The organism is Arthrobacter sp. EpRS71 (assembly GCF_001512285.1).
Taxonomy (GTDB): domain Bacteria; phylum Actinomycetota; class Actinomycetes; order Actinomycetales; family Micrococcaceae; genus Arthrobacter.
Genome location: NZ_LNUV01000006.1, coordinates 194,041 through 218,786, shown reverse-complemented (window position 1 = coordinate 218,786; position 24,746 = coordinate 194,041). Strand labels below are relative to the sequence as shown.

Below are 24,746 nucleotides of genomic sequence, written 5' to 3'. Positions count from 1 at the left end.
GGAATCAGATCGATAGCTTTGGAGAGTACGGACATGCAATTGGCACAGACGGGGCAGGCGCTCGGGGCCTCTTACCGCTTCGGCGAACGGGTGGGTTCCGGAGCTGTTGGCGAGGTCTGGACTGTCACTTCGACGGACGGCCGGACGTTGGCGGCCAAAGTGCTGCGTCCGGAGCATGCCGATGATCCATCCCTGGTGGAGAGGTTTGTCCGCGAGCGATCCGTGCTGTTGGGACTGCAGGACTCCCACATCGTTACGGTGCGGGACATGGTGGTTGAGGGTGAACGGCTCGCCATCGTCATGGACTACGTTGCTGGCGGCTCGTTGCGTGACATGGTCCAGGAAGCCGGACCGCTGGCACCCGAAGATGCCGTGAACGTTGCAGCTGAAATCTTCGATGCCCTCGCCTTCGCCCATTCGCGCGGTGTAACCCACCGGGATATCAAACCGGACAATGTGCTCCTCGCCCGTCCGTGGTCCGAGCGTGAAGTCGGGGACGTCAGGGTCTCCGACTTCGGAATTTCCGACGTCGTGGGCGAGAAAATCCGCCAGACCACCGGACTTATTGGCACTCCGCAGTACATGCCTCCCGAGCTCATCAGCCAAGGCCGGTCCGGGCCTCCCGGCGACATTTACTCCACGGGCGTCCTGCTGTACGAGCTCCTTGCCGGACGGACTCCATTCGCGGGTCCCGGCACGGACTTCAGTGTTGCATACCGCCATGTTTCCGCACGTCCGCCGCGGATTCCCGTGGACGACGCACTCTGGGGCGTCCTCGATCAGTTGCTGTCCAAGGATCCTGCTTCCCGCCCCACTGCCCGTGAGGCTGCTTCGACGCTCCGGAGGCTGGCACCCGGTCTTGCGGGCAGCAGTCCCATCGCCCGGGGGGAAGCCCCTGAAGATTTCGACGACGTCGAACGTCCTGCCACGGTGGTGCGCGGCGCCTTTACCGATGACGAACTCGCGGCCTTTGCGGCGACCCCACCTGCCGACGTCGAGGCCGTGGTCCCGGACCTCGGGCAAGCCGGCAGCGCCACCATTGCCCGCCCCATGCCACGCCGCGAAATCCGGCCGATGGCGGAGGAGCGGCCAAGGGAGAAGGAGGCCACCCCGTTTTGGCGGACCCGCAAAGCGCTGCTCCTTGCCGGTGGCGCGGTCTTACTGATCGTGGCGATGGTAGTGGGCTTCGTTCTCCTGTCCCCCACCACCCAGCAGGCCGCCCCCACGCTTCCCGGACAGCAGGTGTCGGCGCAGTTGCAAGACCCGGCCCTACCCACGGGGCTCACCATTTCCCGGAGTGCCACGTATGAGCCGTCGTCCGGCCAGGTCCGCTTGACGGTCTCCTACTCGGCGCAGAAGGCGCCCTTGTCTGGTGAGTTCCTCGAGGTCATTCCGGGGCTGGCTGATGGAGAATCATGCCCCGCTGTGACGTGGGATGGCGGCACCGTGAGCCGTAACCAGGCCTCCGTCACCGGCGTGGATGTGGCCTGCGGCTGGAAACTGTCCGGCGTGGAGCTCCCCGCCGGCGGGTCAGTGCAGCTGACCGCCAAGGTGCCGGTGGCACCCGCAGACCAGAAGGCATTGGACGGGTGGCTGCGCGCCGCGTCCCAGGCAACCACGGCAGCCACCCAGGATCCGGCCGTCAAAGGCACCGCTTACCCCGTCCAACGACTGAAGGGGGTGGAAGTGCGGACGCCTGCCCGGGTGGTAACGCCCAGCCCCTTGAAAATCACTCTGGTTCCCGTGTGGGCCGGCGGGGCCGATGAACTCAATCCGCTCTACGTCAGCCCCGCTTCGGGCAAACCATCGCAAATGCTCTCCGCTGTCACCGGTGGCGAAAAGGGCGTGCGATTCTCCGACGGCTGCGGTGGTGCTTTGGCAGTGGACAGCTCAGGGCTCACAGTGACGGCCTTGCAGATCACGCCACAGTGCACAGTGCGGGCAAGCGTCGGAAACTTCACTGAGCTCCAGTCCACGCCTTTCGGCATTACATCGCGGGAGAACGCGGGCGAGTAAAGCCCTCCTTCGGTAGCATTGGAGCCGGAGGCAACAATGGCCGGGACCACAAACAAGACAGGCAAAAGCACCGACTACGCGTTCGTCACGGTGTGGCGCGTCGCCGGAACCCGCGAGGAAGTGGTCGAGATCCTCGGCGACGCCGCGGCTCTCAAACAGTGGTGGCCCTCCGTCTACCTCATGGTCACGCCCGTAGCCCACGGCGGACCTGATGGAGTTGGTGCCTGCTTCGACCTGCACACCAAAGGTTGGCTCCCCTACACGCTCAAGTGGCGGCTCACAGTCACCGAACCCGTCACCTTGGACGGCTTCGCGCTCACCGCCAAAGGGGATCTCAACGGCACCGGCCGCTGGACCTTCGAGACTGACGGCCCCGAAGTGGTGATCACTTACGACTGGCGGGTCAGTGCATCCAAGCCCCTGCTTCGCCGCCTGAGTTGGCTCCTGAAACCGGCGTTCTCTGCCAATCATCACTGGGCCATGGCTCGCGGTGAGGAGAGTCTAAAACTTGAGCTACGCCGTCGACGGTCCGGATCCAGAACAAACATCCCGGAGCCGCCGAAGCCAACATTCCTCCGGCCATCAAGGGGTTAAGCCGAACTATCCACATAGACACCAATCCGAGACCCGCCCAGCGCCGAACTCCCGATAGAATCAAGACGCTGACAGTCAGGCAGCGGCCACAGAGATGAGGGAGGACCCGTGCGCACAACACAGCCCCGGGCACCCTTTCATGCGTTGCGTTCAGGCGTCATCTCGCTGATTGTGGTTCTGCTCGCCGCAGGAGCTCACATTGTGGGTGGCGGAGAACTTCCCACAACACCGGTCCTCCTGGCGCTCGTTGCGCTGACGGCCCTGGCTGCCACGCTGGCCACCCGGTTCAAGCTGAATCTTGTCACCATGGCCGGAATCTTGGGCGCAGGACAGTTGGCGCTTCACGAGGCTTTCACCGCCTTGGGCCCAATATCGGCAAACGTGCAGGAAACAACGCACCACCTCGGCGCTGAACCTTTGAGCGCCGGGCTGGACATCGCGGCTACACATACCCATGAGCTCGGCACAGCATTCGGCACCATCATGTTCGTGAGCCACGTCGTCGCCACCGTTGCGTCTGCCGTGGTCCTGGCCAAGGGTGAAGATGCCTTGTGGCAACTCGCCGCCTGGCTGCGGCCGCTGCTCTCCCTGCCCACCTTGGTGTTCAGGCCCGACGCCGGAGCCTCGCCTGTCGCTGTCGGTGCACCCGACGTCTTCATCCCCCGCCCTTGGCGGAACCTTAGGCAAGACAGCCGCCGCGGCCCGCCCGCCGTCGTCGTACTTCCTTAGTTCCGCCCGGCACCTTCTGCGCACAACAATCACGCGCTGCAACAGCACAGCCTTTGCATGGTGACGGGCCTCAAACCCGTACCCCGCGCCGCTTCATCTGGCGCCCCCGAAAGGCACTTCCCATGAAATCCTCGATTCGCCGCACCCTGTCCGCTACCGCCGTCGCCGGTGGAACCGCTGCCCTGATGATGGCCGGCTTGGCCGGAGCATCCGCCCACGTCGGCGCCGACCCCAACAAGACCGCAGCTAACTCGTACGCGCTGGTGACCTTTGGAATCCCCCACGGTTGCGACACGTACGGCACCACCAAAGTGGCCATTTCACTCCCCGAGGAACTGAACGACGCCCAGCCGACCGTCAACCCCAACTGGACCGTGGAAAAGGTAACGGAGACGCTCGCTGAGCCCAAGAAACTTGATGACGGCACCACCATCACCAAGCGGACAAGCCAGATCGTTTACACGGCCAAGGCGCCGTTGGATCCGCACCTGCGCGACGCCCTTGTTTTGTCGGTCAAGCTGCCGGATGCAGCGGGCAAGACCATTTACTTCCCCACGCTGCAGACCTGCGAGACGGGCCAGACAGACTGGTCCGAGATTGCCAAGGAGGGCCAGGACCCGCACGATCTCAAGGCTCCGGCACCGTCGGTCACCATCACGGCAGCCGATGCCGCAGGCGACCATCACGCTGCAGAAGCCGTCTCCACCGAGCAGGCCGCCGCTGTAACTGACGACGGCTCGCAGGCGCGAAGCTGGGCCGGCCTGATCGCAGGCATCGCTGGCTTGGGTCTGGGCGGCGCTGCGTTCTACCGCAGCCGCTCCGCCAAGCCGGCCGTGGCCAAAGCCGACACCAAGTAGTTGACAGCGGGTTGGCGCCCGGAAGATCACAATCCGGGCGCCAATCCGCGCTCCTGACCGTGGCTGAATTGACTCGGATCAGGGCCGGGGCAAGGCTGGTGCCCATGTGGACTCAGCGCATCAAACCCGGACTTGTGACGACGACGGCAGCCGCTGCGCTGCTACTTCTTGCTGCCTGCGGGCCAAGCCCCAGCCCGTCGGGAAGCAGCAGTGCCCCGCCAACCTCTTCGACGCCTTCGGCCTCATCCCCCTCGGCATCAGCGACGCCGTCCGCAACGGCGACGACGACGCCATCCCCCTCCGCGACAGCAACCTCCGCTGCACCCGCAGCACCCGCGCTGTGCAAGGCGGCATCGCTCACCGCCGCAACGGACGCCACCGGCGGCGGCGCGGCCGGCAGCATCTATGAGAAATTGATCCTGACCAACTCCGGCAGCGCCCCCTGCATCTTGGAGGGCTTCGCAGGAGTCTCACTGACTGCCGACGCCAACGGTGAACCGATCGGCGAACCGGCAACCCGGGAAACCACAACCCCGGTCACCAAAATAGAACTGGCCCCGGGAAAGTCGGCGTGGGCCGAAATCCGTTACACGCAGGCCGGCAACTACGGCGACTGCACCAAGGTGGCCGCCGCCGGTTTCCGCATCTACCCGCCGAACGACACGGCCTCACTGTTCATCCCGGAGCCCCACGATGCGTGCAGCAACGCCGGCATCAAGCTCCTGACCATCACCGCTTTCCAGGCAGTCTGACCGTCTCCTCACGGCTCCGGCTTATTCTGTCGGAGCCGTGAGGCATGATGGAGGAATGCAGGAGCCGAAGGCGTCGGATGGCGCTATCAGCCGTTTCAGCCAGGCAACCAGGGAATGGTTCCTCGGCGCTTTTTCCGAGCCCACACCCGCGCAGGATGGTGCATGGAACGCGATCTCCTCGGGCTCCCATGCCCTGGTAGTGGCGCCTACAGGTTCCGGAAAAACCTTGGCGGCTTTCCTGTGGGCGCTCGATCGCCTTCATTCCAAGCCCACTGACACCCTGCCAGGTCTTGAGACTGTCCCAGCCAATGGCAAGGGCAGGGCAAAGCGGCCTAAAACCAAGACCCGCGTCCTCTACATCTCGCCGCTCAAGGCGCTGGGTGTGGATGTGGAACGGAACCTCCGAGCACCCCTGATCGGCATCACCCAAACAGCGAAACGTTTAGGCCTTGCCGCACCACTGGTGACGGTCGGCGTCCGTTCGGGAGATACGACGGCGGCAGATCGCCGCACGCTGTTGACCAACCCGCCGGATATCCTCATCACCACGCCGGAGTCCCTGTTCCTCATGCTGACCTCCCGTGCCCGGGAAACGCTCAGCGAAGTGGACACCATCATCATCGATGAAGTGCACGCTGTAGCCGGCACCAAACGTGGCGCACACCTGGCCGTTTCCCTGGAGCGCCTGGACGCACTGCTTCCGAAGCCTGCGCAGCGCATCGGGCTCTCGGCAACCGTTCAGCCCCGTGAGTTGGTGGCGCAGTTCCTGGCCGGCCAAGCCCCCGTGGAGATCGTCGCCCCGCCGTCCAAGAAGAACTGGAACCTCACGGTCACCGTACCTGTGGAGGACATGTCCGATCTGCAGGGCGCTGCCGGAGCGTTCGACTCCGGGCCGGCATCGGGGTTGCAGCCTCAGGCGTCCATCTGGCCGCATGTTGAGGAACAGATTGTGGACTTGGTCCTGTCCAAGCAATCCACCATCGTGTTCGCCAACTCCCGTCGCTTGTCAGAACGACTCACAGCCAGGCTCAATGAGATCTACGCCGAGCGCCAGTTGATGGCGGTGGGCGGCAGCGAGTGGGCTGCTCCCGAATCCAACCCGGGAATCCCGGCCTCGACGGCAACCCCGGCACACATGATGGCTCAGGCCGGAAGCACTACTGGCGCCGATCCTGTGCTGGCCCGGGCGCATCACGGCTCGGTGTCCAAAGACCAGCGCGCCATGATCGAGGACGACCTCAAGTCCGGCAGGCTCCGCTGCGTGGTGGCAACATCGTCGCTGGAACTCGGCATCGACATGGGTGCTGTGGACTTGGTGGTCCAAGTTGAATCTCCCCCATCGGTAGCCAGCGGTCTGCAACGCGTCGGGCGTGCCGGACACCAGGTTGGTGAGATCTCCGAAGGCGTCCTCTTCCCCAAGCACCGGGCCGATCTCCTCCACACCAGCGTGACTGTGGAACGCATGCTCAGCGGGCAGATTGAGCGGCTGAGCATTCCGGCCAACCCCTTGGACATCCTGGCCCAGCAAACAGTGGCCGCTGCCGCCTTGGGCAGCATCGATGTTGAGGACTGGTTCAGCACTGTCCGCCGGTCCGCGCCCTTTGCGAGCTTGCCCCGCTCGGCATTCGAGGCCACGCTGGATCTCCTGGCGGGCCGGTACCCCTCAGACGAATTCGCCGAGCTCAGGCCCCGCATCATCTGGGACCGGCACGCCGGGACCATTGAAGGCAGGCCCGGAGCCCAGCGCCTAGCCGTCACATCCGGTGGCACCATCCCGGACCGTGGACTGTTCGGCGTGTACATCATCGGTACGGAAGTTGAAGGCTCTGCCTCCCCCGCCACCGCAGACGGGAGTGAACCCACCGCTTCGGCGCGTGCGGCCAAGGGTGGACGCCGCGTTGGCGAACTCGACGAAGAGATGGTCTACGAATCCCGCGTAGGCGATGTCTTCGCACTCGGTGCCACCAGTTGGAAAATCGAGGACATCACCCACGATCGTGTGCTGGTCTCCCCCGCGTTTGGCCAACCCGGCAAGCTTCCGTTCTGGAAGGGCGACTCCCTTGGCAGGCCCGTTGATCTGGGCCGCGCACTGGGTGCCTTCATCCGCGAACTCTCCGCAGCGGACGAGGCCCCGGCTATGGAACGTTGCCAGGCCAGCGGCTTGGATGCCTTCGCCGCAAGCAACCTGATCCAGTACCTCAGGGAGCAAAAGGAAGCCACAGAGATTGTTCCCAGCGATCGAACCTTGGTGGTGGAACGCTTCCACGACGAACTCGGCGACTGGCGGGTAGTCCTCCACAGCCCGTTCGGCATGCCCGTTCATGCCCCGTGGGCACTTGCGGTGGGCCAACGGCTCCAACAGCGCTACGGTCTTGACGGATCGGCCATGGCAGCCGACGACGGCATCGTCCTGCGCGTGCCCATGATGGAGGACGAGCCGCCCGGTGCTGAGCTCTTTCTGTTCGACCCCGAAGAACTCGAACACATCGTCACCGCCGAAGTGGGCGGCAGCGCGTTGTTTGCCTCGCGGTTCCGTGAGTGTGCGGCCCGCGCTTTGCTCCTGCCCCGCCAAAACCCGGCCAAGCGTCAGCCTCTGTGGCAGCAACGCCAGCGCTCAGCCCAGTTGCTGGATGTCGCCAAGAAGTACCCTTCCTTCCCCATCGTGCTCGAAGCCGTCCGCGAATGTTTGCAGGATGTTTACGATCTACCCGCCCTCAAAGACATTGCGGCGTCCGTGGAGCGCAGGGAGCTCAGGATCGTGGAGACCACCACCCAGCAGCCCTCCCCCTTCGCGAAGTCCCTGCTGTTTGGGTATGTGGCCCAGTTCCTTTACGAGGGCGACTCCCCCTTGGCCGAACGCCGGGCTGCCGCCCTGGCCCTGGACTCCACCCTCCTCAACGAACTCCTGGGTCGCGTGGAACTGCGCGAACTCCTGGACGCCGCAGTCATCGACAAGACCGAGATGGAGTTGCAGCGGCTTGCGCCGGACCGGCGGGTTCGTGGCATGGAGGGCGTGGCGGATCTCCTTCGGCTGCTTGGCCCGCTCGACGTTGAGGAAGTCGCAGAGCGGCTGGAAGGTGCCAAAGCACCCGAATCGTCCCTCCAGCCTGAATCAAAACCGCCGTCTATAGATCGGGCAGGACCCGATGACGCAGAGCTCGCAGAGGATGCTTCCGTCGTAACACCCCACGGCACCGTGGCTGACGCCGGGGCACACCTCACGGCATTGCAGAAAGCCAACCGCGCGCTGAAAGTAACCATCGGCGGCGTCGAGCGTTTTGCTGCCATTGAAGACTCGGCGCGGCTCCGTGACGCAATCGGCGTTCCGCTGCCCATGGGTGTGCCGCTCGCCTTCATTGAGCCTGTCCACGATCCCTTGGGCGATCTCGTTTCCCGGTACGCACGCACCCATGGTCCCTTCACTGCCTCAGAGGCTGCGGCCAGGCTGGGGCTTGGCGTCGCGGTGGTCAATACGGCGCTGAAACGCCTCGCTGATGACGGTCGAGTGGTGGAAGGCGAGTTCCGGCCCCACGCGGTCGCCGAGCAGCCTGCAGAACGAGCCGACTCAGAGCTCATGACCGTGGACGCCCCGCCGTCCAGTGAATGGTGCGATGCCGAGGTCCTGCGGAAGCTGCGCCGTCGTTCCCTCGCTGCGCTGCGGGCCGAGGTGGAGCCTGTGGACACGGCCGCCTATGGTCGATTCCTGCCGGCCTGGCAGAACGTGACCGCGCCAGGGAAGTCCCGGAGCCAGGCTTTGCGGGGGCTGGACGGCATCATCACGGCAGTGGACCAATTGTCCGGCGTGCCCATCCCGGCATCCGCATGGGAACCCCTGGTCCTCGCGAGCAGGGTGGCGGACTACAAACCGGCCATGCTGGACGAACTCATGGCAGCCGGCGAACTCCTTTGGTCCGGGGCAGGGTCCCTGCCAGGGAACGACGGCTGGATCAGCCTCCATGTAGCCGATTCCGCTGAGCTGACGCTCAACCCGGACCCCGAGTTCGAACCCGGCGACGCCCAGCAACGGCTCTTGGAACACTTCAGCGCAGGTGGTGGCTACTTCTTCCGGCAACTCACGGAGGTGGCCGGTGGCATGGATGCGGTGTTGAGCGACGACGCCGTGGTTTCCGCCCTCTGGGATCTCGTCTGGGCCGGCCGCGTCACAGGGGATACTTTCGCTCCGGTGAGGGCCATGATCGCCGGCGGGAAGACCGCGCACCGGCAAGTGGCCAAGGCGCCGAGGGCCCGCGCCCCGCGCATGAGCAGGTTGGGCCGTTCTCATGGGTCGGGATTGTTGGGCTCTCCGGGGCTCACGGGTGGTCGCTATGGAACGGCGTCAGGTGGCATCGCGGCCGCGCCGCCGTCGGCCGTGGGTCGTTGGTCTGCGCTACCCGCGCCGGAACTGGACCCCACCATCCACGCCCGCGGCACCGCTGAGCTGCTGCTGGACCGCTACGGCGTGGTCACCCGGGGCTCGGTCATGGCAGAGAACATCATTGGTGGCTTCGGGCTCATGTATAAAGTCCTGGCCCGTTTGGAGGAAGCCGGGCGTTGCAGGCGCGGTTACTTCATTGAGCATTTGGGGGCCGCCCAGTTTGCCGTCCCCGCCACGGTGGACCGGCTCAGGTCCTTCACCGAGGACGCGCGCATCTCCAAAGCCGAGCCATCCGCGCTTGCCCTTGCCGCGACAGATCCCGCCAACCCCTACGGCGCTGCTCTTCCTTGGCCTGCTCTCTCTGTCGACGCCGGTTCCGGTCACCGTCCGGGGCGCAAAGCCGGAGCGCTGGTGGTGATGGTGGACGGCGCGTTGGTCCTTTATGTGGAACGCGGCGGCAAGACCCTGCTCACTTTCAGCCAGGACGAGGCCGTGCTGACCGTTGCGGCCCAGGCATTGGTGGATGTGGTGCGCCGCGGTGCCGTGGACAAACTCGTCATGGAGAAGGTCAACGGCCACGATCTCCTGGAAACTCCCATCGCCGTAGCCTTGGCGGCCGCGGGGGCCTACTCCACACCGAAGGGACTCCGAATCCGTGCCTGAAGGCGATTCCATTTGGCGGGCTGCCTCACGCCTGAACGAGGCATTGGCAGGGAAGATCATCAACGCCTCAGACTTCCGTGTGCCCCGCTTCGCCACCTTGAACCTGGCGGGCTGGACCATGACCGAGGTTGTTCCCAGGGGAAAGCACCTGCTCATGCGCTTGGCGGGCCCGGTTGACGAGGAACCCGGCGCCAGCCGAAGGCCCCGTGCACTAACCATCCACTCCCACCTCAAAATGGAAGGGAACTGGATGATCTACCCGCCCGGGGGCCGCTGGACGAAACCCGGCCACACTGCGCGGTGTGTGCTCCGCACGGACTCCGCAGACGCCGTCGGGTTCTCACTCGGCATCCTGGAAGTAGTGCCCACTGTTGAGGAAGACAAGATTGTGGGGCACCTCGGCCCGGACTTGCTCGGTCCTGACTGGGACGAGGAAGAAGCCCTGCGCAGGCTTCGCGCCGAACCGGACGTGACTGTGGGCTTTGCCCTGCTGGATCAGCGGAAGCTGGCAGGTATCGGCAATATCTACCGTTGCGAGTCGTGCTTCCTCTCCGGCATCCACCCAGCCCTGCCCGTGGGCGAAGTCCCGGACCTCGCCAAGACCATCAACGACGCCAAACGCCTCCTCGGCGAAAATCTGGGCCCGGGCCGGCGGACCACCTTAGGCCCGCGCGCGTTGCGCCCCGGGTATTGGGTGTACGGACGGGAACGCCAACCGTGCAGGCGCTGCGGCGCTACAGTACGCCGCGGCCTCCTGGCAGGACCGGACGGCACCGAGGAACGGGACATCTACTTCTGTCCGCGCTGCCAGCCAGCGCCCTGACCAAGAAACACCCTGCTCAACAAACACAATGCTCAAAAAACACACCCAACCGGCCGGACCCGGCCACCTAAACGCCAGCCAGGTCCGGCCACCCACCGCCGCGACGGCTGCGCGCACCTGCCTGCCCGGCCCGCTACTCCAGGAAGCTCCCCAGCCGCCCCAGCAATAGCCGCCGGACCCCGCAAAGATGCGCGCCGCCGTCGGACGTTTTTTTACGCCATCCGCCACCACTTTTGGTTGGTGGACCCGGCGCAATCCCATAGTTGCAGTTTCGCACCGTTGGATGGATTCCAGTCAGTTACGTCCACGCATTTGTTGGCCTGCGGGTTCACCAGATCCCCGGCAGTGTTGAGGACGAACTGCTGTGCAGGGCTGCCGTTGCAGCTGGTGAGTTGGACTGGCGCACCGTTGGCCGTTGATCCCCACGCCACGTCCATGCACTTGCCCAGTGACCGGATGGTGCCGTTGGCGGCAAAGGTCCATTGCTCCGAAGCGGAGGTGTCGCATTCCCACAGCTGCAATGGTGCCCCGTCGGTAGCTTGCCTGCCGGCCACATCGATGCATTTTCCGGCATAGCCCTGGATTCGTGTGGTGGACGCAGCAGCGGGCGTCGCGGGAACCGAAGCAAGCTCGTAGACGCGGACGTAATCAACCAGCAGGGTCTGGGGAAGCACCGTGCCGGCGTCCGGCGCTCCCGGCCAATGGCCGCCCACGGCAAGATTCAGCAGAAGGAAGAAATTGTGGTCGAAGACCCACGGTCCGGAAGTTGTGGCTTTGCTTTTCCGTGAGTAGGAGATTCCGTCGATGTACCAGGTGATGGAATCGGGTCCCCAGTCAACGGTGAACGTGTGGAAAGCATCGCCCAGGGCCTTACCGCCGGGCAGTGTGTAGCTGGCATGTGCGGCGTTGGCCCCTGAGTATCCGGGTCCGTGGATGCTTCCCCAGACCGTCCCGGGTTCCTTGCCAACGTTTTCCATGACGTCGAGTTCCCCGCTGGCGGGCCAGCCGTCGGAGAACACGTTGTCTCCGAGCATCCAGAAGGCGGGCCACATGCCTTGGCCCTTGGGCAGTTTAAGTCGGGCTTCGAACCGGCCTTGAGTCCGGCTGAACTTGCCGGCGGTCAACAGCCGGGCGGAGGTGTACTGGCAGGTCCCGTAGTGGCACTCATATCCGGCAGGGTTTTCTTTGCGGGCAGTGATGGCCATGTTTCCCTGACCATCAGCTGCGGCATTGCCGGTGCTGTTGGTGTAGTACTGCAGTTCGCCGTTGCCCCATCCGGATCCTCCGGTGTCGTGGGACCATTTTCCGGGGTCGGGCGCCGTTCCGGCGGGGGCGTTGAATTCGTCGCTCCAGACCAGTGATCCGGGGGCTGGCATACCAGCGGCTGCCTGGGCAGATGGCTCCGGAGCAATGAGGGTAGCTGCGATGGTCAGGCCAGCGACGAGCATCGTCAGGGGCATGAGTCTTCGCTTCATGGTGCCACTCTGAAGGCCCGTCCCTGTAGTGCGCAAGCCCTTTTCGCTGCGACACGCAAAACGTCACGGCAAGGAAATAATCAACGCGGGTTTTCTTTTCAGTGCCGTAACGAGGACGAAATGTGGGCGGGAGAAAGTGGAATAAGGAACCGATTGGCTTTGACAAGAATTTCAAGCCCATTGGCAGTAAGGACATTCCGTTCGCAGCCGAATTCCTTCCCTTGAGCATCGACGATGCAGCTCCAGGCGCGTCAGCCGTGTCCTCCCAAATTCGCTCTGAAGAGCGTGTGGACATGGTGGCGCGCCTTGGCCTTTTCCCCAGAAGTTACCGGAGGCTAAAGATGGGCATTTACAGACAAATACTGGTAAGGATCCTTGCAGTTCTGGTGGTTTCCTTCGGATTGATTTACATCAGCTGGCGCTGGTCCAGCACTGTGGCCTGGGATGCTTGGTGGATCTCGCTGCCGCTCGTGGCGGCGGAGACTTACAGCCTGGGCGAATCAGCACTTTATGCCGTGACCATGTGGAACGCACGACGACGTCCACCTCCCCCGCCTGCCCTGCCGGGCAGATCGGTGGACGTTTTCATCGCAACGTACAACGAACCACTGGACCTGGTGATGAAGACGGCCATTGCGGCCAGGGACATGGAGTATCCCCATGAAACGTGGATTCTTGACGACGGAGATCGGGCCGAATTTGCTGAAGCAGCCCGGCAGATCGGCGTCGGATACATCACCCGTGGCCCCGAGTGGGATGGCCGGCAGCGCTTCGCAAAGGCGGGCAACGTCAACAACGCCCTGTCCCTGACAACGGGCGAGTTCGTGGCCATCTTCGACGCAGACCAGGTCCCTGAGCCGCGCTTCCTGGACCGCGTCCTCGGGTATTTCGACGCCGAAGAAGTGGCCTTTGTCCAGACGCCGCAGCACTTTTGGAATGTTCCGGAGCGGGACCCCTTGGGAAGCCAGGCGGAACTTTTCTACGGACCCATCCAGCAGGGCAAGGACGGCTGGGACGCAGCGTTCTTCTGCGGTTCGAATGCTGTCCTTCGCCGGGAAGCCCTCATGGCGCTGGGTTTGACCCGTTACACCCGGACAGCCACGGAGCAGACGTGGCGTGCTTTGCGCAGGGGCCGGTCCAGGCTTCAGGATCTTCACGGCGAACTGGGTAGGCGCCATCCTGCCGCCATGCCGGTGGCGGAACAGGCCTTGGAGGCAGTGGCGCGCGCGGAGCATCAGGTGCGCAGGGGCGATGTCCTTGCCGAGATCACTTTTGAGCTCCGCGTCGCCTTCCATGCTGCCGCGTTGGCGGTCCCCGATGCGATGGACGATGTGGTGCCGGAATTGGACGCGGTCCTGGAATCCGTGGATGTTGCGCACACGGACCAGGCCTTGGCCATCCACCCCATGGATACCACCACCATTACCGAGGACATGGCGACGGCCATGCACCTGCACGCGATGGGGTGGGGCAGTGTTTACCACCACGAGGTCCTGGTCCACGGACTGGCCCCCGAGGACGTATCCACCATGCTGTCGCAGCGGCATCGATGGGCGGCAGGCACCATGCAGGTGTTCTTCAGTGACAATCCGGTCTTGCTTCGGGGCCTCACGGTGGCCCAACGGCTCATGTATCTGGGCACTATGACGAGTTATCTCAATGGCTTCGCTGCCCTGAGCTACATCGCAGCGCCTGTGGTGTTCCTGGTGGCTGGGACCTACCCGCTGACTGCCAGCCCGGTGGTGTTCTTCTGCCTCTTCCTCCCCTTTTTCGTGACCTGCCAGCTGCTTTTCCAAGTAGCGGGCAATGGTTCCAAGGGACTGTGGCGCGGACAGCAATGGTCCTTCGCACTGTTTCCCACCTGGATAGCGGCCACGTGTTCCGGTGCGGCGGCGGTCTTCCTCGGCAAGCACCTCACGTTCTCGGTGACGGCCAAGAGCAAGCAGGCTGCAGGACGCGGTTTTCAGCACGTCAGGCTGCAAGTGGCAGCCATGGCATTGCTCGTTGTGTCCTCGCTCATCGGCATTGCCCGGGTGTCCTTCGTGGAAGCGCCGCTGTATCCCACCCTCATCACGCTTGCCTGGGTTGCTTTGGACCTGGCGCTGTTGAGTGTAGTGATCGGCGCGGCAAGGTACCGCGGTCCCGGCGATCACCTGGAGGAGCCAATGCCCACCCCGAAGGAGCTCACCAGCGTCCTTGGGACCCCGTCCGAATCCAAACACTGACAGCAATCACACGCCGTTCCACCCCCCAGCAAGGAGCGACCCCCATGTCCATGCTTTCCCCTGCCCCGATGACCATTTCCTCCGCACAGAACACAGCGGATCTGACCAGTCTGGAGCTGACCGTTACCGGTGCTTTGGACGCCCCTACCGTTCTTGCCGTTCGTCAAGCGTCCGCCCAGGCAGCCGCGGACGGCCCCATCCTGATTTTGGTGGATGTCGCTGCGGTGACATCCGTGGGAGCCTCAGGCGTCGTAGGGCTGCTTGAGGTATTGCACCTGCTCCGATTGCGCGGTGGCGATCTCCGCCTTTTCGGTCATTCCAGCGAACTGCAGGAAACCCGCCTCCAAGCCCATCTGGGTCATGTGGCCCGCGTCTATGCAAACCGTCAAGATGCGGTCGACGGCGGCATGGCACGTGTGCGGCCACGCGGACTCGCGCCTCGCTTGAGTTGGCGCACCCTCTTCGGGCGCCGGCATCGTTCCTTGGGCTGGGGCTGACCATGGCGCCGGCTCCTCCCACCTTCACGGGACATCCGAACAGAAAACGCCGGCGGGCCAGCCTGCTCATTCCTTTGGTGGTGACTGCCTTGGCTGCCACCGGTTTGAGTTTTGCTTCCAAGGAAGTGGTCCCCGTAGTCCAGGCTTTGTCCCTGTGCCGGGCCGGGGACGCTTCCACTATGATCCCCAAGGATGGAGTGCTTCTGGGAGTGAACCTGGATTGGGACTCGGAGACCTTGTCCGAGCACCGGGAAAACCTCGGCCATGATCCGGCGGTGGTGGTGCAGTTCTCGGACATCCCCTACGACGACGAAACGTGGGCGCACACCACCAACGCCGTCACCCAGGTCCGCCCCACTGGGGGCGTGTTGCTCCTGACGCTCGAACCGCACGGCGGACTAGAGACGATGAGCGATGAGGTGATCGCCAAACTCGCCGCCGACTTACGGGACATCAATGATCAGGGGACGCCCGTCGTCGTACGTTTGGCGCATGAAATGAACGGTTCCTGGTATTCCTGGGGCCAGCAGCCGCTGCGCTATGTGGAGGTGTTCCGCAAGGTGGCCGCCGCCGTGCACTCGCAGGCGCCGGGTTCGTCCATGATGTGGGCCCCGAACTATGGCGGCGGCTACCCGTTTACGGGGGGCCAGTTCGCGGCGCGTCCGGGCACGCCGGATTTCGCTGCCTTGGACACAGACCATGATGGCGCCATCACCATGGCCGACGACACCTACGCGCCCTACTATCCGGGGGACGACGCCGTGGACTGGGTGGGCGTTTCCCTGTATCACTGGGGCAATCAGCGCCCTTGGGGGAACAACGATATCTCGGAGCCGGGCAAGTTCCTGGCCATGCTGACCGGAACGTACAGCGGCACCGCCGGTGACGACAGTTCCGTCCCGGATTTTTACCAGGTGTACGGTGTGGACCACAACAAGCCGGTGGCCATCCCGGAGACAGCCGCCATCTTCACCCCGGCCCGTGCCGGGGCGTCCGAACTGGACGTCAAGCAGGCGTGGTGGCGTCAGGTCTTTTCGGATGAAACCCATCAAAAATATCCGCAATTGAAGATGATCAACTGGTTTGAGTGGAAAAAGTACGAGATCGAAATTAACGACGACGTCGACTGGCGGAGCGCTGGATCGCCCGCCATCCGCGATGCCTTCAGTGAGGACCTGCCGGACTGGTTGGAGTACGGCGAGGATCTGGAGGCGTGCCGTTAGGCGGGCGATCCGTTAGTGCCTGCGCTGAGGCCTAAGCAGCCGCTGCGGCCTCCACGGTTTCCGTGGGGGCCGTAGCTTTGGGACGTTCGGGCACCATGAATTTGGGAAGCAGCACCTGCACAACAGGGCCGATGGCCAGAGCGTAGACCACCGTACCAACACCGACCGAACCGCCCAGCAGGAAGCCCACAGCAAGGACAACCACTTCGATGCCTGTGCGGACCAGGCGCACGGACCACCCGGTGCGGCGCACAAGTCCGGTCATCAGCCCATCGCGGGCCCCGGGTCCAAGACGGGCACCGATGTAGCAAGCGGAGGCGATGCCGTTGAGGATCACGGCACCGGCGAGCATGGCGATCTGTCCGCCCAGATGTGAGAACTCCGGGATGAGCCACAGCCCAAGATCGGCGAATAGTCCCACCAGCACGGCGTTGGCGATGGTTCCGATCCCTGGCATCTGCCGGAGCGGGATCCACAGGAGAAGGACCAGGAAGCTGACCGCGATGACCACAACACCAATGCTGAACCCGGTCTTTTCGGAGACGCCCTGGTGGAACACGTCCCAGGGGTCCAAGCCAAGCCCGGCGCGGATGAACATGGCCAAGGAGATGCCGTACATCGCGAGGCCGATCAGGAGTTGGGTGATTCTTCGGGTCATCATGGGTTCCATCCTCCGATAAAACTGGCCTTGCATTCCATAGCCAGTTTGAAATACTGGTCTGATGTCAGGCTCACTGAACCCCACCGCGCTCGTTCGCCTCCTCGGCTCCTGGAATTCCGGCGCCCTGCCCGCCTACCGCGAGCTTGCCGACGTCGTGCGTTTGCTGGTGATGGATGGCCGCATCCCACTGGATGTGGCCCTGCCCAGCGAGCGGGCGCTGGCGCAGACGTTGGGCCTCAGCCGCACCACGGTCACCGCCGCGTATGCGAGCCTGCGCGAACAGGGCTTCCTCACAGCAGGTCAGGGCAGCCGCGGGCGGACGTGCATCCCCCACCGCACCGCGCCGGTGAGCGCCCCCGGACTCGCAGTCCCGGAGGGATTGTTGGACTTGGCCTATGCATCGCTCCCGGCCGCCGGCGAGGTAGTGCACCGCGCCTTTGCCGACGCACTGACCGAGTTACCCGCCCTCCTGCCGGGCTTCGGGTACGACGCCGTGGGCGTTCCGGCCCTCCGCGAAGCCATCGCCGCTAAATACACGGCTGAGGGGGTCCCCACCACCCCTGACCAGATCCTTGTGACCTCCGGCGCGCAGCATGCGCTCAATATCGTCCTGCGCACTTTGGCCGGCAAGCAGGACCGGGTCCTGGTGGAACATCCCACGTATCCTAACGCTTTGGACGCCATCCGCGCCGCCGGGTGCAAGCCCCTTCCTGTCGCGCTGCCTGCACTGGAGTCCAGCACCTCTCCCGCCTGGGATATTGACGCGATGGTGGCCACCATGAACCAGCAGCGCCCCGCCATGGCCTACTTGGTGCCCGACTTCCACAACCCCACCGGGCGCATCATGTCGGACCTGCAACGGCGGCGCCTCGCGCGGGCTGCCGCCGCTTCCGGAACCGTGGTGGTGGTGGATGAAACGCTGCGCGGGTTGAATCTCGACGGCGTCCGCACCGCACCGATGTCCTCCTTCAGTCCCGCCGTGGTTTCCATCGGCTCGCTCAGCAAGTCGCATTGGGCGGGGCTGAGGACCGGGTGGATCCGGGCAGACGAGGCCTTGGTTGCCCGCTTCGTTTCCACGAGGACAGTCATGGATCTGGGCGGGCCGGTGGTGGAACAACTGGCGGCGGCACGCCTGGTGCGGGCTTTCGCCGAACCGCTTGATGCCCGGCTCGCGGAGCTTCGGCATCAGCGGGAATCCCTGCTGGGGTTGCTTGCGGAGCGCCTGCCGGAGTGGGAGGTTGAACGCCCCCGCGGTGGCCTCACAGCCTGGTGCCACCTGCCCACGCCGTGCAGCACTGCCTTGACGGTGCTCGCTCCGGACTTCGGCGTTCGGTTGGCTGCCGGACCACGGTTCGGGGTGGGTGGGGCGTTCGAGCACTACTTGCGCGTTCCGTTCACCTTGCCCGCCGCACAGTTGGAGTTCGCCGTCGGTGCCCTCCGCGCCGCCCAGGACAAGCTCGATGCCTCGCCCCACCTCCGCAGGACCCTCAAGGCAGAGCGGCCAGCCGCCGTCGCGGTCGCCTAGGCTGTCGGCCCGCGGCCAGTTCCGCTGCTGGAACCCAAGTAGGTAGCAGTTCAGGTCGTTCTCAGCGCTGGGAACGACCTGAACTGCTACCTAGTTGGGGGCGGCGTGCGCGGAGTCTCAGGCGTACACCTTCTCCAGGAATGCGCCCCACGTCTTGGCCGTGAGTTCAGAATCGCCGGAGCCGCTGAACTCGTGGACCGTCATGCCCACCGGGGCGCCGAAAGCGTTCCGGCCGAAGAAGCGGTACATGGCATCGGATGTCCTGAGCCCCAGGAAGAACTCGTTCGAAAAGTCCACTTCCCCGCTCAGCCGGCCTACGCCGTCGACGTCCACATCCACGGCAGTACCGGCGGGCGCGCCGTCCACACCAAGTGCCCTCTTCAGCTGCAGGAAACCATCCGGAGTCTGCGAAGACGCGGGCGCCTGGACATCAGTGAAGACCACCGGCTTGCCGTCGAAGTACTGGAGGTACTGGCCGAGGGTGTGCAGGTAGAACTCGGTGTGCTTGCTGGCGCCGTCGTACTGCTCGTCCCAGTTGTCGGCAAAGATGCCACTGTGAACGTAGTGCAGCTTGGCGCGGCCACCCTCGAGCGGCTCAAGGACGTGTTCCAGCTGGTTGAACCATCCGTCGAGACCGTCCATCCGGGACACCAGGTGACTGGGGTATTCCTCGGTGGTCTTGACGTCGGGCCACTGATCCGTGGGGAACATCCAGGCGGGAGTGTCCTTGGTGACCGCCTGCCACACCCGCTCTGGAGTGCCGGGCAGTTCGGTGTCCGCTACGATTTCGAATTTTCGGTTGTCAGTCATTGCTTTGATCCTTTTCTGCTGATTGCTCCGGGGAGGCTTGGGTTGGTTTAAGTGCAGGGTGAAGTACGACGACGAGCCGGTGCTTACGTGCACCGCCCGCCACGGCGGCAGCACCGCCGTCGTGGTACTTATCCACCAGTTGGGTCACCGCTACGCCGAGCTCTTCCGCGAACGCCGCCCGTTCGGCAGCAGAGCGGAAAGTGATCTCGCCATCGATCGCGAAGCTGGCCAGCTTCTTCTTGGCCACCGCAGCACCGGCGATGAGTTTGCCCATCTCCTGCACCGTGCGGGAGGCCAATGCCAGCAGCCAGAACGCCGAAAACCGGTCAGAGAAGCGCCGGGGGTCAGGCGCCACGGACGCCAGGGCGACGGGCGAAATCAGGTAGGAGGCCGCCGTGGCACGCAGCACCCTCTCGGTGACGTTGCCCTTGCGTCGCTCTTCCACCAGTTCCACCAACCCGTGGCGTTCCAGGGCTTTGAGGTGGTAATTCACTTTCTGCCGGGGCAGCCCCACCTTCGCGGCCAGTTGCGTGGCGGACGCCGGTTCCACGAGCTCCCGCAGGATACGGGTGCGGATGGGGTCCAGCGAGGCTTCCGCCGCGGCCGGGTCTTCGATCACTTCGATGTCCAACATGCTTCAAGCATGTCTACCGACAACTTTTATTGTCAAGAACTTTTTTGTGTTCGGCTTCCACATCCCGTTGTGGGGCCCGCTATGCGCGATTCGCACGCGTTTAGGGGCGCAGAGCGGGCCCCACAACACATCGCCGGTAGAATTGTCCGGTGATGCAATCCCCCCTCCCCGTGCGCGACGGCGTGAACGCAACCCGCCTGCGCCTGCCGGACGAGGGCCCCTGGACCACCGCCATGGACTACATGATGCACCGCTGGGGACACATCGACCCCCAAGGCATCGAGGACCGATTCGACGCCGGCGAAATCGTGGGCGAGGGCGGCGTACCCCTGGACCGCAGCACCAAACTGGAGGACCACACCTTCATTTGGTACTACCGCACGCTCCCGCCGGAGACACGGCTGCCCGTGGAAATCACCATCCTCCACCAAGACGAGCACATCCTGGTGGTGGACAAACCGCACTTCCTCCCCACCACGCCCGGCGGCACGTACATCCAGGAATCCGCGCTGGTCCGGCTCCGGAACCTGCTGGACCTCCCGGACCTCATCCCCATGCACCGCCTGGACCGCATGACCGCCGGCCTGCTGCTGCTCTCCACCAATCCGGAAACACGCGGCAAGTACCAGGTCCTCTTCGAGAAGCGCCAGGTCCAGAAGGAATACGAGTGCGTGTCCGCCGCGACGCCCGCCGCAGGCTATCCCGCCGTCGAGTTCCCTGTAGTTGTCCGCAACCGCATGACCAAGTCCCGCAGCTACCTGCTCGCAGAAGTCATTGCCGGTGAACCGAACGCCGAAACGCGCATTGAACAGACAAAAACGTTCGACGCCGGAACTCACCAGCGCGCGCTGTACCGGCTGGAGCCGCACACCGGAAAAACACACCAACTCCGCGTGCACATGGCCTCGCTAGGGCTGGGAATCGTCAACGACGCGTTCTACCCGGACCTGCTGGACAAGGCACCGGACGACTACGCCAAACCCTTGCAGTTACTGGCCCGGGGCATCACTTTCGTGGATCCCATCAGCAAGCAGCCCGTGGAATACCGCAGCCAACTGGAGCTCAGCGAAGCCCACGGCTGACTGGTCCCCCAGAGCTCAGTCCCCCGGCGTCAGATGATCAAACACCAGGTTCGTCTGGGTGTTGGCGATCGCGGGGTCGGAGGCCAGATGCACCGCGATGAAGTCCCTCAATTGCGTGGGAGTTTCGCAAGCAACATGCAGCAGGAAGTCCTGATCGCCGGCCAAGAGGAACACGCTCTGAACATTGGGCAATGCGCGCAAGCGTTGACCAATGGCAAGCATCTTGTTGCGCGCTTGAGAGTTCACCCGCACCGAGATCAATGCGTAAACCAACAAGCCCAGGGCCTCAAGATCCACCGAAGCGTGGAAGCCCCGGATGACCCCGGCATCACGCAGTGCCCGGACCCGCCCCAAGCACGTGGAAGGCGCAATTCCCGCTTTTGAGGCGAGAACGTTGTTGGGAATTCTGGCGTCCGCTATGAGTTCTTTAAGGATCAGTCGGTCTATATCGTCAAGCCGAACCCGGTTCGGAAGGGGACCACGCGGACGCGGCGCGGATGAATCAGACACGAAATCCCCTCCAATACTTTCGTGATAGTTCGAAATCCTTGGCACAGCTTTGAGCTGGATTCTATCTTGAAGCGATTTGCAGAATCGACAAGGAGGTCGGATTGGCCAGTTTCAGCAAGATCCAGGAACGTGAAGGCGGGCTCAAAAGGCAGCTCACCTCCCGTCAAATGACCATGATCGCCCTGGGCGGAGCCATCGGCACCGGACTGTTCCTGGGGAGCAAGTTTGCCATCGGCTTAGCCGGGCCCAGCGTCATCATCAGCTACGCAATCGGAGGACTGATCGCGCTCCTCCTCATGGGTAGCCTGTCCGAGATGACAGTGGCCCACCCAACATCGGGCTCCTTCGGCGCTTTTGCCGAACACTACGTCAGCCCGTTGGCCGGCTTCCTGGTCAAATACATGTACTGGTCCTGCATTGTGCTGGCCGTGGGAACCGAAGTGACTGCGGTGGGCGAATACATGAAGCTATGGTTCCCGGACGTGCCCTCGCTGCTGTGGGTGATCTTCTTCTCCGCTGTCCTGATCGGCGTGAACACCATGAACGTAAAGGTGTTCGGAACCCTGGAGTACTGGTTCTCCAGCATCAAGGTCTTCGCGATCATCGCATTCATCGTGCTCGGGGCGTACATCGTGTTCGGCGCCCGCACCGAAGGCACCGGATTCCACAATTACACCGCCGAAGGCGGATTCTTCCCCAACGGGCTGTCCGGCACCTGGTTCGCGGTGATCGTGTCCATCTTCAGCTACCTCAGCATCGAAATGATTGCCATCGCCGCTGGTGAAGCCAAAGATCCCTCGACGGCAGTCAAGAAAGCCTTCCGCACCACCATTGCCCGGCTCCTCCTGTTCTACATCGTCACGCTTGCCCTGATCCTGGCCATCGCCCCGGTCAGCCAGATCCTGGCAGGCGGCAGCCCGTTCGTCACTGTCATGCAGAACCTGGGCATCCCCTTCGCTGACAGCCTGCTGACCTTCGTGGTAATCATCGCTGCACTCTCGGCAATGAACAGCCAGCTCTACATTTCCACGCGCATGATTTTCAGCCTCTCACGCAGCGGCGACGCACCAGCCCTGTTCGGGAAACTGCGCTCCAACGGCGCCCCCGTGAACGCCCTGGTCCTCTCCACCACAGGAATCGCCATCGCCACCGTTGTCTACGCGATGTTCCCTGAGACGGCGTTCACCTTCATGATGGCCATCTCCATGTTCGGGGCCATGTTCACCTGGTTCATGATCTTCGTAACCCACTGGTTCTTCCGGCGCAGCATGAAGCGCAGCGGCACTGAACTCGCCTACACAACCCGCTTCTACCCGGCCGGTACCATCCTCGGCGCAGTCCTCATGCTGGCCATCGCCATCAGCACACTCGGCACCTCGGCGTTCACCATGACCTTGGTTTTCGGCCTTCCGTCCTTGGCACTCGTCACCGTCCTCTACTACGTCGTGCAGCGCCGCAAACGTCAGATGAACCGGGGTGAGGACGCCAGCACAGTGCGGAAGACCGCCGTCGTATCCTCCGAAAACAGGACGAACTCCACCAACTCCAGTGGGCTGTCCGAAGAGGCACGCGCTGATGATGACGACGAAAACGACCTCACGGCGTCGAACGCCACCTCCGCAACCTGACGCGCGTCCCAACCATAAACTCCGGCACTGATCGCAGGGAACGCCACTGACCGCGCCCCAAGCCCTGCTGCCACTATCAGGCTTTCGTGGAAGCACGAGGCGAGCAGCGCCGGATCTGTCTGCCCGGCATGCCGGTTGGGACCCACAGTATGGATCACCCAGCGCGAGGGGAGCCGAAAAGCAGGAGTCGCGACCGCCGAACCCACCGGCAGCCCGTCCTGCAGTTGCGTCCGCCTCAGCACGCGGCACGCCTCCAGCAGCTCCCCTCCCGCGGCCCGGTGGATAGCGCCGTCCACTCCCCCTCCCCCGAGCAAAGAGGAGTTGGCGGCGTTGACGATCGCATCAACATCGCGGGTGGTGATGTCACCGTGCAGAACGTCGATTCGCATGGCGCCAGTCTCACTCCGAAGCGGCGGACACGGCAAGTGCGGTACCTTGTGCCCATGGACATCACCGCCCCGGAAACATGGGGATCCGCGATTTACCTGTGGATCGTCCCCATTGTGCTGGGCGACGCCATCTTCCCGCCCATCCCCTCCGAAATGGTGGTCATCACCGGCGGGGCGCTCGCAGCCGATGGCCATGCGAACTTCTGGCTGGTCCTTTTCCTGGCTGCGTTCGCTTCCTGGTTGGGTGACATGGCGGTGTTCATGCTCTTCAAACGGCGTATCAGCCACGTCTTGGACCGGTGGGCATGGGGCCGGCGCATCCACCGCGGAATCCACGAGGCCATCGCAAAAGCCGGCCGTTCCTCCACTTACGGCGCCATCATCGGCGCGCGCTTCATCCCCGGCGGCAGGCTCGCCACCTCATCCGCGGCAGGCATCGCCAACGTCTCGGTGCGCGGATTCAGCCTCTGCGCCGGGCTCGGGGCAGTGCTGTGGGCCGTGTGGCAGGTAGGCCTGGGATACTTCACCGGTTCCACCACCAAGCTCCCGTTTTGGGCCAGCTCACTCATTGGGGTGGGACTGGGCCTGGTCATCGGCGTGGTGGTGGGATTGATCGTCACCCGGCGCCGCGGCAGCCGCTCCCCCGTGGACGAACCGTTCGACGCCGACAAGCCCGGCGACGTCCCGCAAACCGAATAGGGCCGGGATCCTAAACGGGGTTTCTAAACCGGTGACCAGCGTCCGCGGCTACGCCGCAGCACATACAGGCTGCCGGTCAGGGCAACGCGCTCGACGGCGTCCCGCATCATGGCTGCCGACGTGCGGGCTTCGTGGTTCTCGCCTGAGTAATCGCGGTCGTCCACTGTGAAGCGGAGACTGAGCTGAGGTACCCCGCCCACGATGTCCAGCTGGTTCGATTCCACGTGGTGGCGGGTTTCCAGCGCTTCCACCGCGGCGGCCATCACCGATTCAGGTGCGTTGCCCGGTTTGAGGCCAGTGATCTTCAACTTGGTCTGGAACGACGGCATCCCACTACCCTAACGCCCTCTCACATCCCACGCCCTCGCAGGTTGTCAAACTGTGTGGAGTCAGTGGGTGGGTTGTTTGGTTGGTTTTTCGGGGAGGTTGATTCCGACGTGGCTTCGTGGGGCCGGTGTGGTGGGTCGTTGCCGGAATCGGTGAGGGTTCTGGTCGTAGTAGTGCTGGAGGGCTCGGTCGCGTGTCTTCCAGATGTTCTTCCAGGAGCCGTCGTGGACTTCAGCTGGTGAGAACAAGGCG

The 24,746-nt window shown here is 63.9% G+C and carries 21 protein-coding genes and 1 pseudogene; 14 read left to right on the top strand and 8 right to left on the bottom strand.

Features of this window, described 5'->3' with window-relative positions; genetic code table 11:
• Nucleotides 1-33 precede the first annotated feature (33 nt).
• The 7 genes from AR689_RS11140 (at nt 34) to AR689_RS11110 (ending at nt 10,809) form a co-directional block, all read left to right on the top strand.
• Nucleotides 34-2,016 carry a serine/threonine-protein kinase gene (locus AR689_RS11140; protein ID WP_062070144.1) on the top strand — a complete coding sequence of 661 codons (1,983 nt, stop codon included), beginning with the start codon at nt 34-36 and terminating at the stop codon, nt 2,014-2,016.
• A 36-nt stretch (nt 2,017-2,052) separates the two neighbouring features.
• Complete coding sequence (locus AR689_RS11135) at nt 2,053-2,610, top strand: SRPBCC family protein (protein WP_062070142.1); 558 nt, start codon at nt 2,053-2,055, stop codon at nt 2,608-2,610.
• A 108-nt stretch (nt 2,611-2,718) separates the two neighbouring features.
• Nucleotides 2,719-3,339, top strand: a complete 621-nt coding sequence (locus AR689_RS11130) for a hypothetical protein (RefSeq protein ID WP_062070140.1) — start codon at nt 2,719-2,721, stop codon at nt 3,337-3,339.
• 122 nt (nt 3,340-3,461) lie between these two features.
• Nucleotides 3,462-4,196, top strand: a complete 735-nt coding sequence (locus tag AR689_RS11125; protein WP_062070138.1) for a YcnI family copper-binding membrane protein — start codon at nt 3,462-3,464, stop codon at nt 4,194-4,196.
• Between the two features lie 104 nt (nt 4,197-4,300).
• Complete coding sequence (locus tag AR689_RS23315) at nt 4,301-4,948, top strand: DUF4232 domain-containing protein (protein WP_197412949.1); 648 nt, start codon at nt 4,301-4,303, stop codon at nt 4,946-4,948.
• 55 nt (nt 4,949-5,003) lie between these two features.
• Entirely contained in the window at nt 5,004-9,986 is a 4,983-nt protein-coding gene (locus AR689_RS11115) for an Lhr family helicase (protein ID WP_062070136.1), read from the top strand.
• Complete coding sequence (locus AR689_RS11110; RefSeq protein WP_062070133.1) at nt 9,979-10,809, top strand: DNA-formamidopyrimidine glycosylase family protein; 831 nt, start codon at nt 9,979-9,981, stop codon at nt 10,807-10,809. Before AR689_RS11115 ends, AR689_RS11110 begins: the two co-directional genes overlap by 8 nt.
• 212 nt (nt 10,810-11,021) lie before the next feature.
• Here the strand turns inward: AR689_RS11110 and AR689_RS11105 are convergent, their stop codons facing one another.
• On the bottom strand, nt 11,022-12,284 hold the full coding sequence (locus AR689_RS11105) for a ricin-type beta-trefoil lectin domain protein (RefSeq protein WP_062070131.1): 1,263 nt from the start codon (nt 12,282-12,284) through the stop codon (nt 11,022-11,024).
• Nucleotides 12,285-12,577: 293 nt separating this feature from the next.
• On the opposite strand from AR689_RS11105, the gene AR689_RS11100 reads away from it, so the two are divergent.
• The 3 genes from AR689_RS11100 to AR689_RS11090 are packed head-to-tail and all read left to right on the top strand — an operon-like array spanning nt 12,578 to nt 16,229.
• A complete protein-coding gene (locus AR689_RS11100) occupies nt 12,578-14,509 on the top strand; it encodes a glycosyltransferase (RefSeq protein ID WP_082698145.1) in 1,932 nt (643 codons plus the stop codon).
• 44 nt (nt 14,510-14,553) lie between these two features.
• Entirely contained in the window at nt 14,554-15,006 is a 453-nt protein-coding gene (locus tag AR689_RS11095; protein ID WP_062070129.1) for an STAS domain-containing protein, read from the top strand.
• 2 nt (nt 15,007-15,008) lie between these two features.
• The gene (locus AR689_RS11090) at nt 15,009-16,229 is read left to right on the top strand and encodes a glycoside hydrolase family 26 protein (protein ID WP_231745492.1); all 1,221 of its coding nucleotides are present in this window, start codon (nt 15,009-15,011) and stop codon (nt 16,227-16,229) included.
• Nucleotides 16,230-16,260: 31 nt separating this feature from the next.
• On the opposite strand, the gene yczE is transcribed toward AR689_RS11090, so the two are convergent.
• On the bottom strand, nt 16,261-16,890 hold the full coding sequence (gene yczE / locus AR689_RS11085; protein WP_062073752.1) for a membrane protein YczE: 630 nt from the start codon (nt 16,888-16,890) through the stop codon (nt 16,261-16,263).
• Between the two features lie 61 nt (nt 16,891-16,951).
• Here yczE and yczR point away from each other — a divergent pair, with 61 nt between their 5' ends.
• Complete coding sequence (gene yczR, locus AR689_RS11080; RefSeq protein WP_062070127.1) at nt 16,952-18,415, top strand: MocR-like transcription factor YczR; 1,464 nt, start codon at nt 16,952-16,954, stop codon at nt 18,413-18,415.
• Nucleotides 18,416-18,532: 117 nt separating this feature from the next.
• Here yczR and AR689_RS11075 read toward each other — a convergent pair whose 3' ends face one another.
• Nucleotides 18,533-19,225 carry a hypothetical protein gene (locus tag AR689_RS11075; protein WP_062070125.1) on the bottom strand — a complete coding sequence of 231 codons (693 nt, stop codon included), beginning with the start codon at nt 19,223-19,225 and terminating at the stop codon, nt 18,533-18,535.
• Complete coding sequence (locus tag AR689_RS11070; RefSeq protein ID WP_062070123.1) at nt 19,218-19,859, bottom strand: ArsR/SmtB family transcription factor; 642 nt, start codon at nt 19,857-19,859, stop codon at nt 19,218-19,220. Before AR689_RS11070 ends, AR689_RS11075 begins: the two co-directional genes overlap by 8 nt.
• Before the next feature lie 152 nt (nt 19,860-20,011).
• Here AR689_RS11070 and AR689_RS11065 point away from each other — a divergent pair, with 152 nt between their 5' ends.
• Nucleotides 20,012-20,941, top strand: coding sequence for an RluA family pseudouridine synthase (locus AR689_RS11065; protein WP_062070121.1), 930 nt, complete (start codon nt 20,012-20,014; stop codon nt 20,939-20,941).
• Nucleotides 20,942-20,956: 15 nt separating this feature from the next.
• Here AR689_RS11065 and AR689_RS11060 read toward each other — a convergent pair whose 3' ends face one another.
• Nucleotides 20,957-21,451 carry an Lrp/AsnC family transcriptional regulator gene (locus AR689_RS11060; protein WP_062070119.1) on the bottom strand — a complete coding sequence of 165 codons (495 nt, stop codon included), beginning with the start codon at nt 21,449-21,451 and terminating at the stop codon, nt 20,957-20,959.
• A gap of 167 nt (nt 21,452-21,618) precedes the next feature.
• Between AR689_RS11060 and AR689_RS11055 the strand changes: the two are divergent.
• A pseudogene (locus AR689_RS11055) lies at nt 21,619-22,827 on the top strand (amino acid permease); the annotation flags it as partial.
• A gap of 86 nt (nt 22,828-22,913) precedes the next feature.
• On the opposite strand, the gene AR689_RS22715 reads toward AR689_RS11055, so the two are convergent.
• The gene (locus tag AR689_RS22715; protein WP_197412859.1) at nt 22,914-23,468 is read right to left on the bottom strand and encodes an O-acetyl-ADP-ribose deacetylase; all 555 of its coding nucleotides are present in this window, start codon (nt 23,466-23,468) and stop codon (nt 22,914-22,916) included.
• Nucleotides 23,469-23,522: 54 nt separating this feature from the next.
• Between AR689_RS22715 and AR689_RS11050 the strand changes: the two genes are divergently transcribed.
• Nucleotides 23,523-24,167, top strand: a complete 645-nt coding sequence (locus AR689_RS11050) for a DedA family protein (protein ID WP_062073751.1) — start codon at nt 23,523-23,525, stop codon at nt 24,165-24,167.
• Nucleotides 24,168-24,190: 23 nt separating this feature from the next.
• On the opposite strand, the gene AR689_RS11045 is transcribed toward AR689_RS11050, so the two are convergent.
• Entirely contained in the window at nt 24,191-24,496 is a 306-nt protein-coding gene (locus tag AR689_RS11045) for a hypothetical protein (protein ID WP_024819548.1), read from the bottom strand.
• A 60-nt stretch (nt 24,497-24,556) separates the two neighbouring features.
• Nucleotides 24,557-24,746 (bottom strand): hypothetical protein (locus AR689_RS23540; protein ID WP_231745491.1); only part of this gene is annotated, 190 nt, incomplete at its 5' end.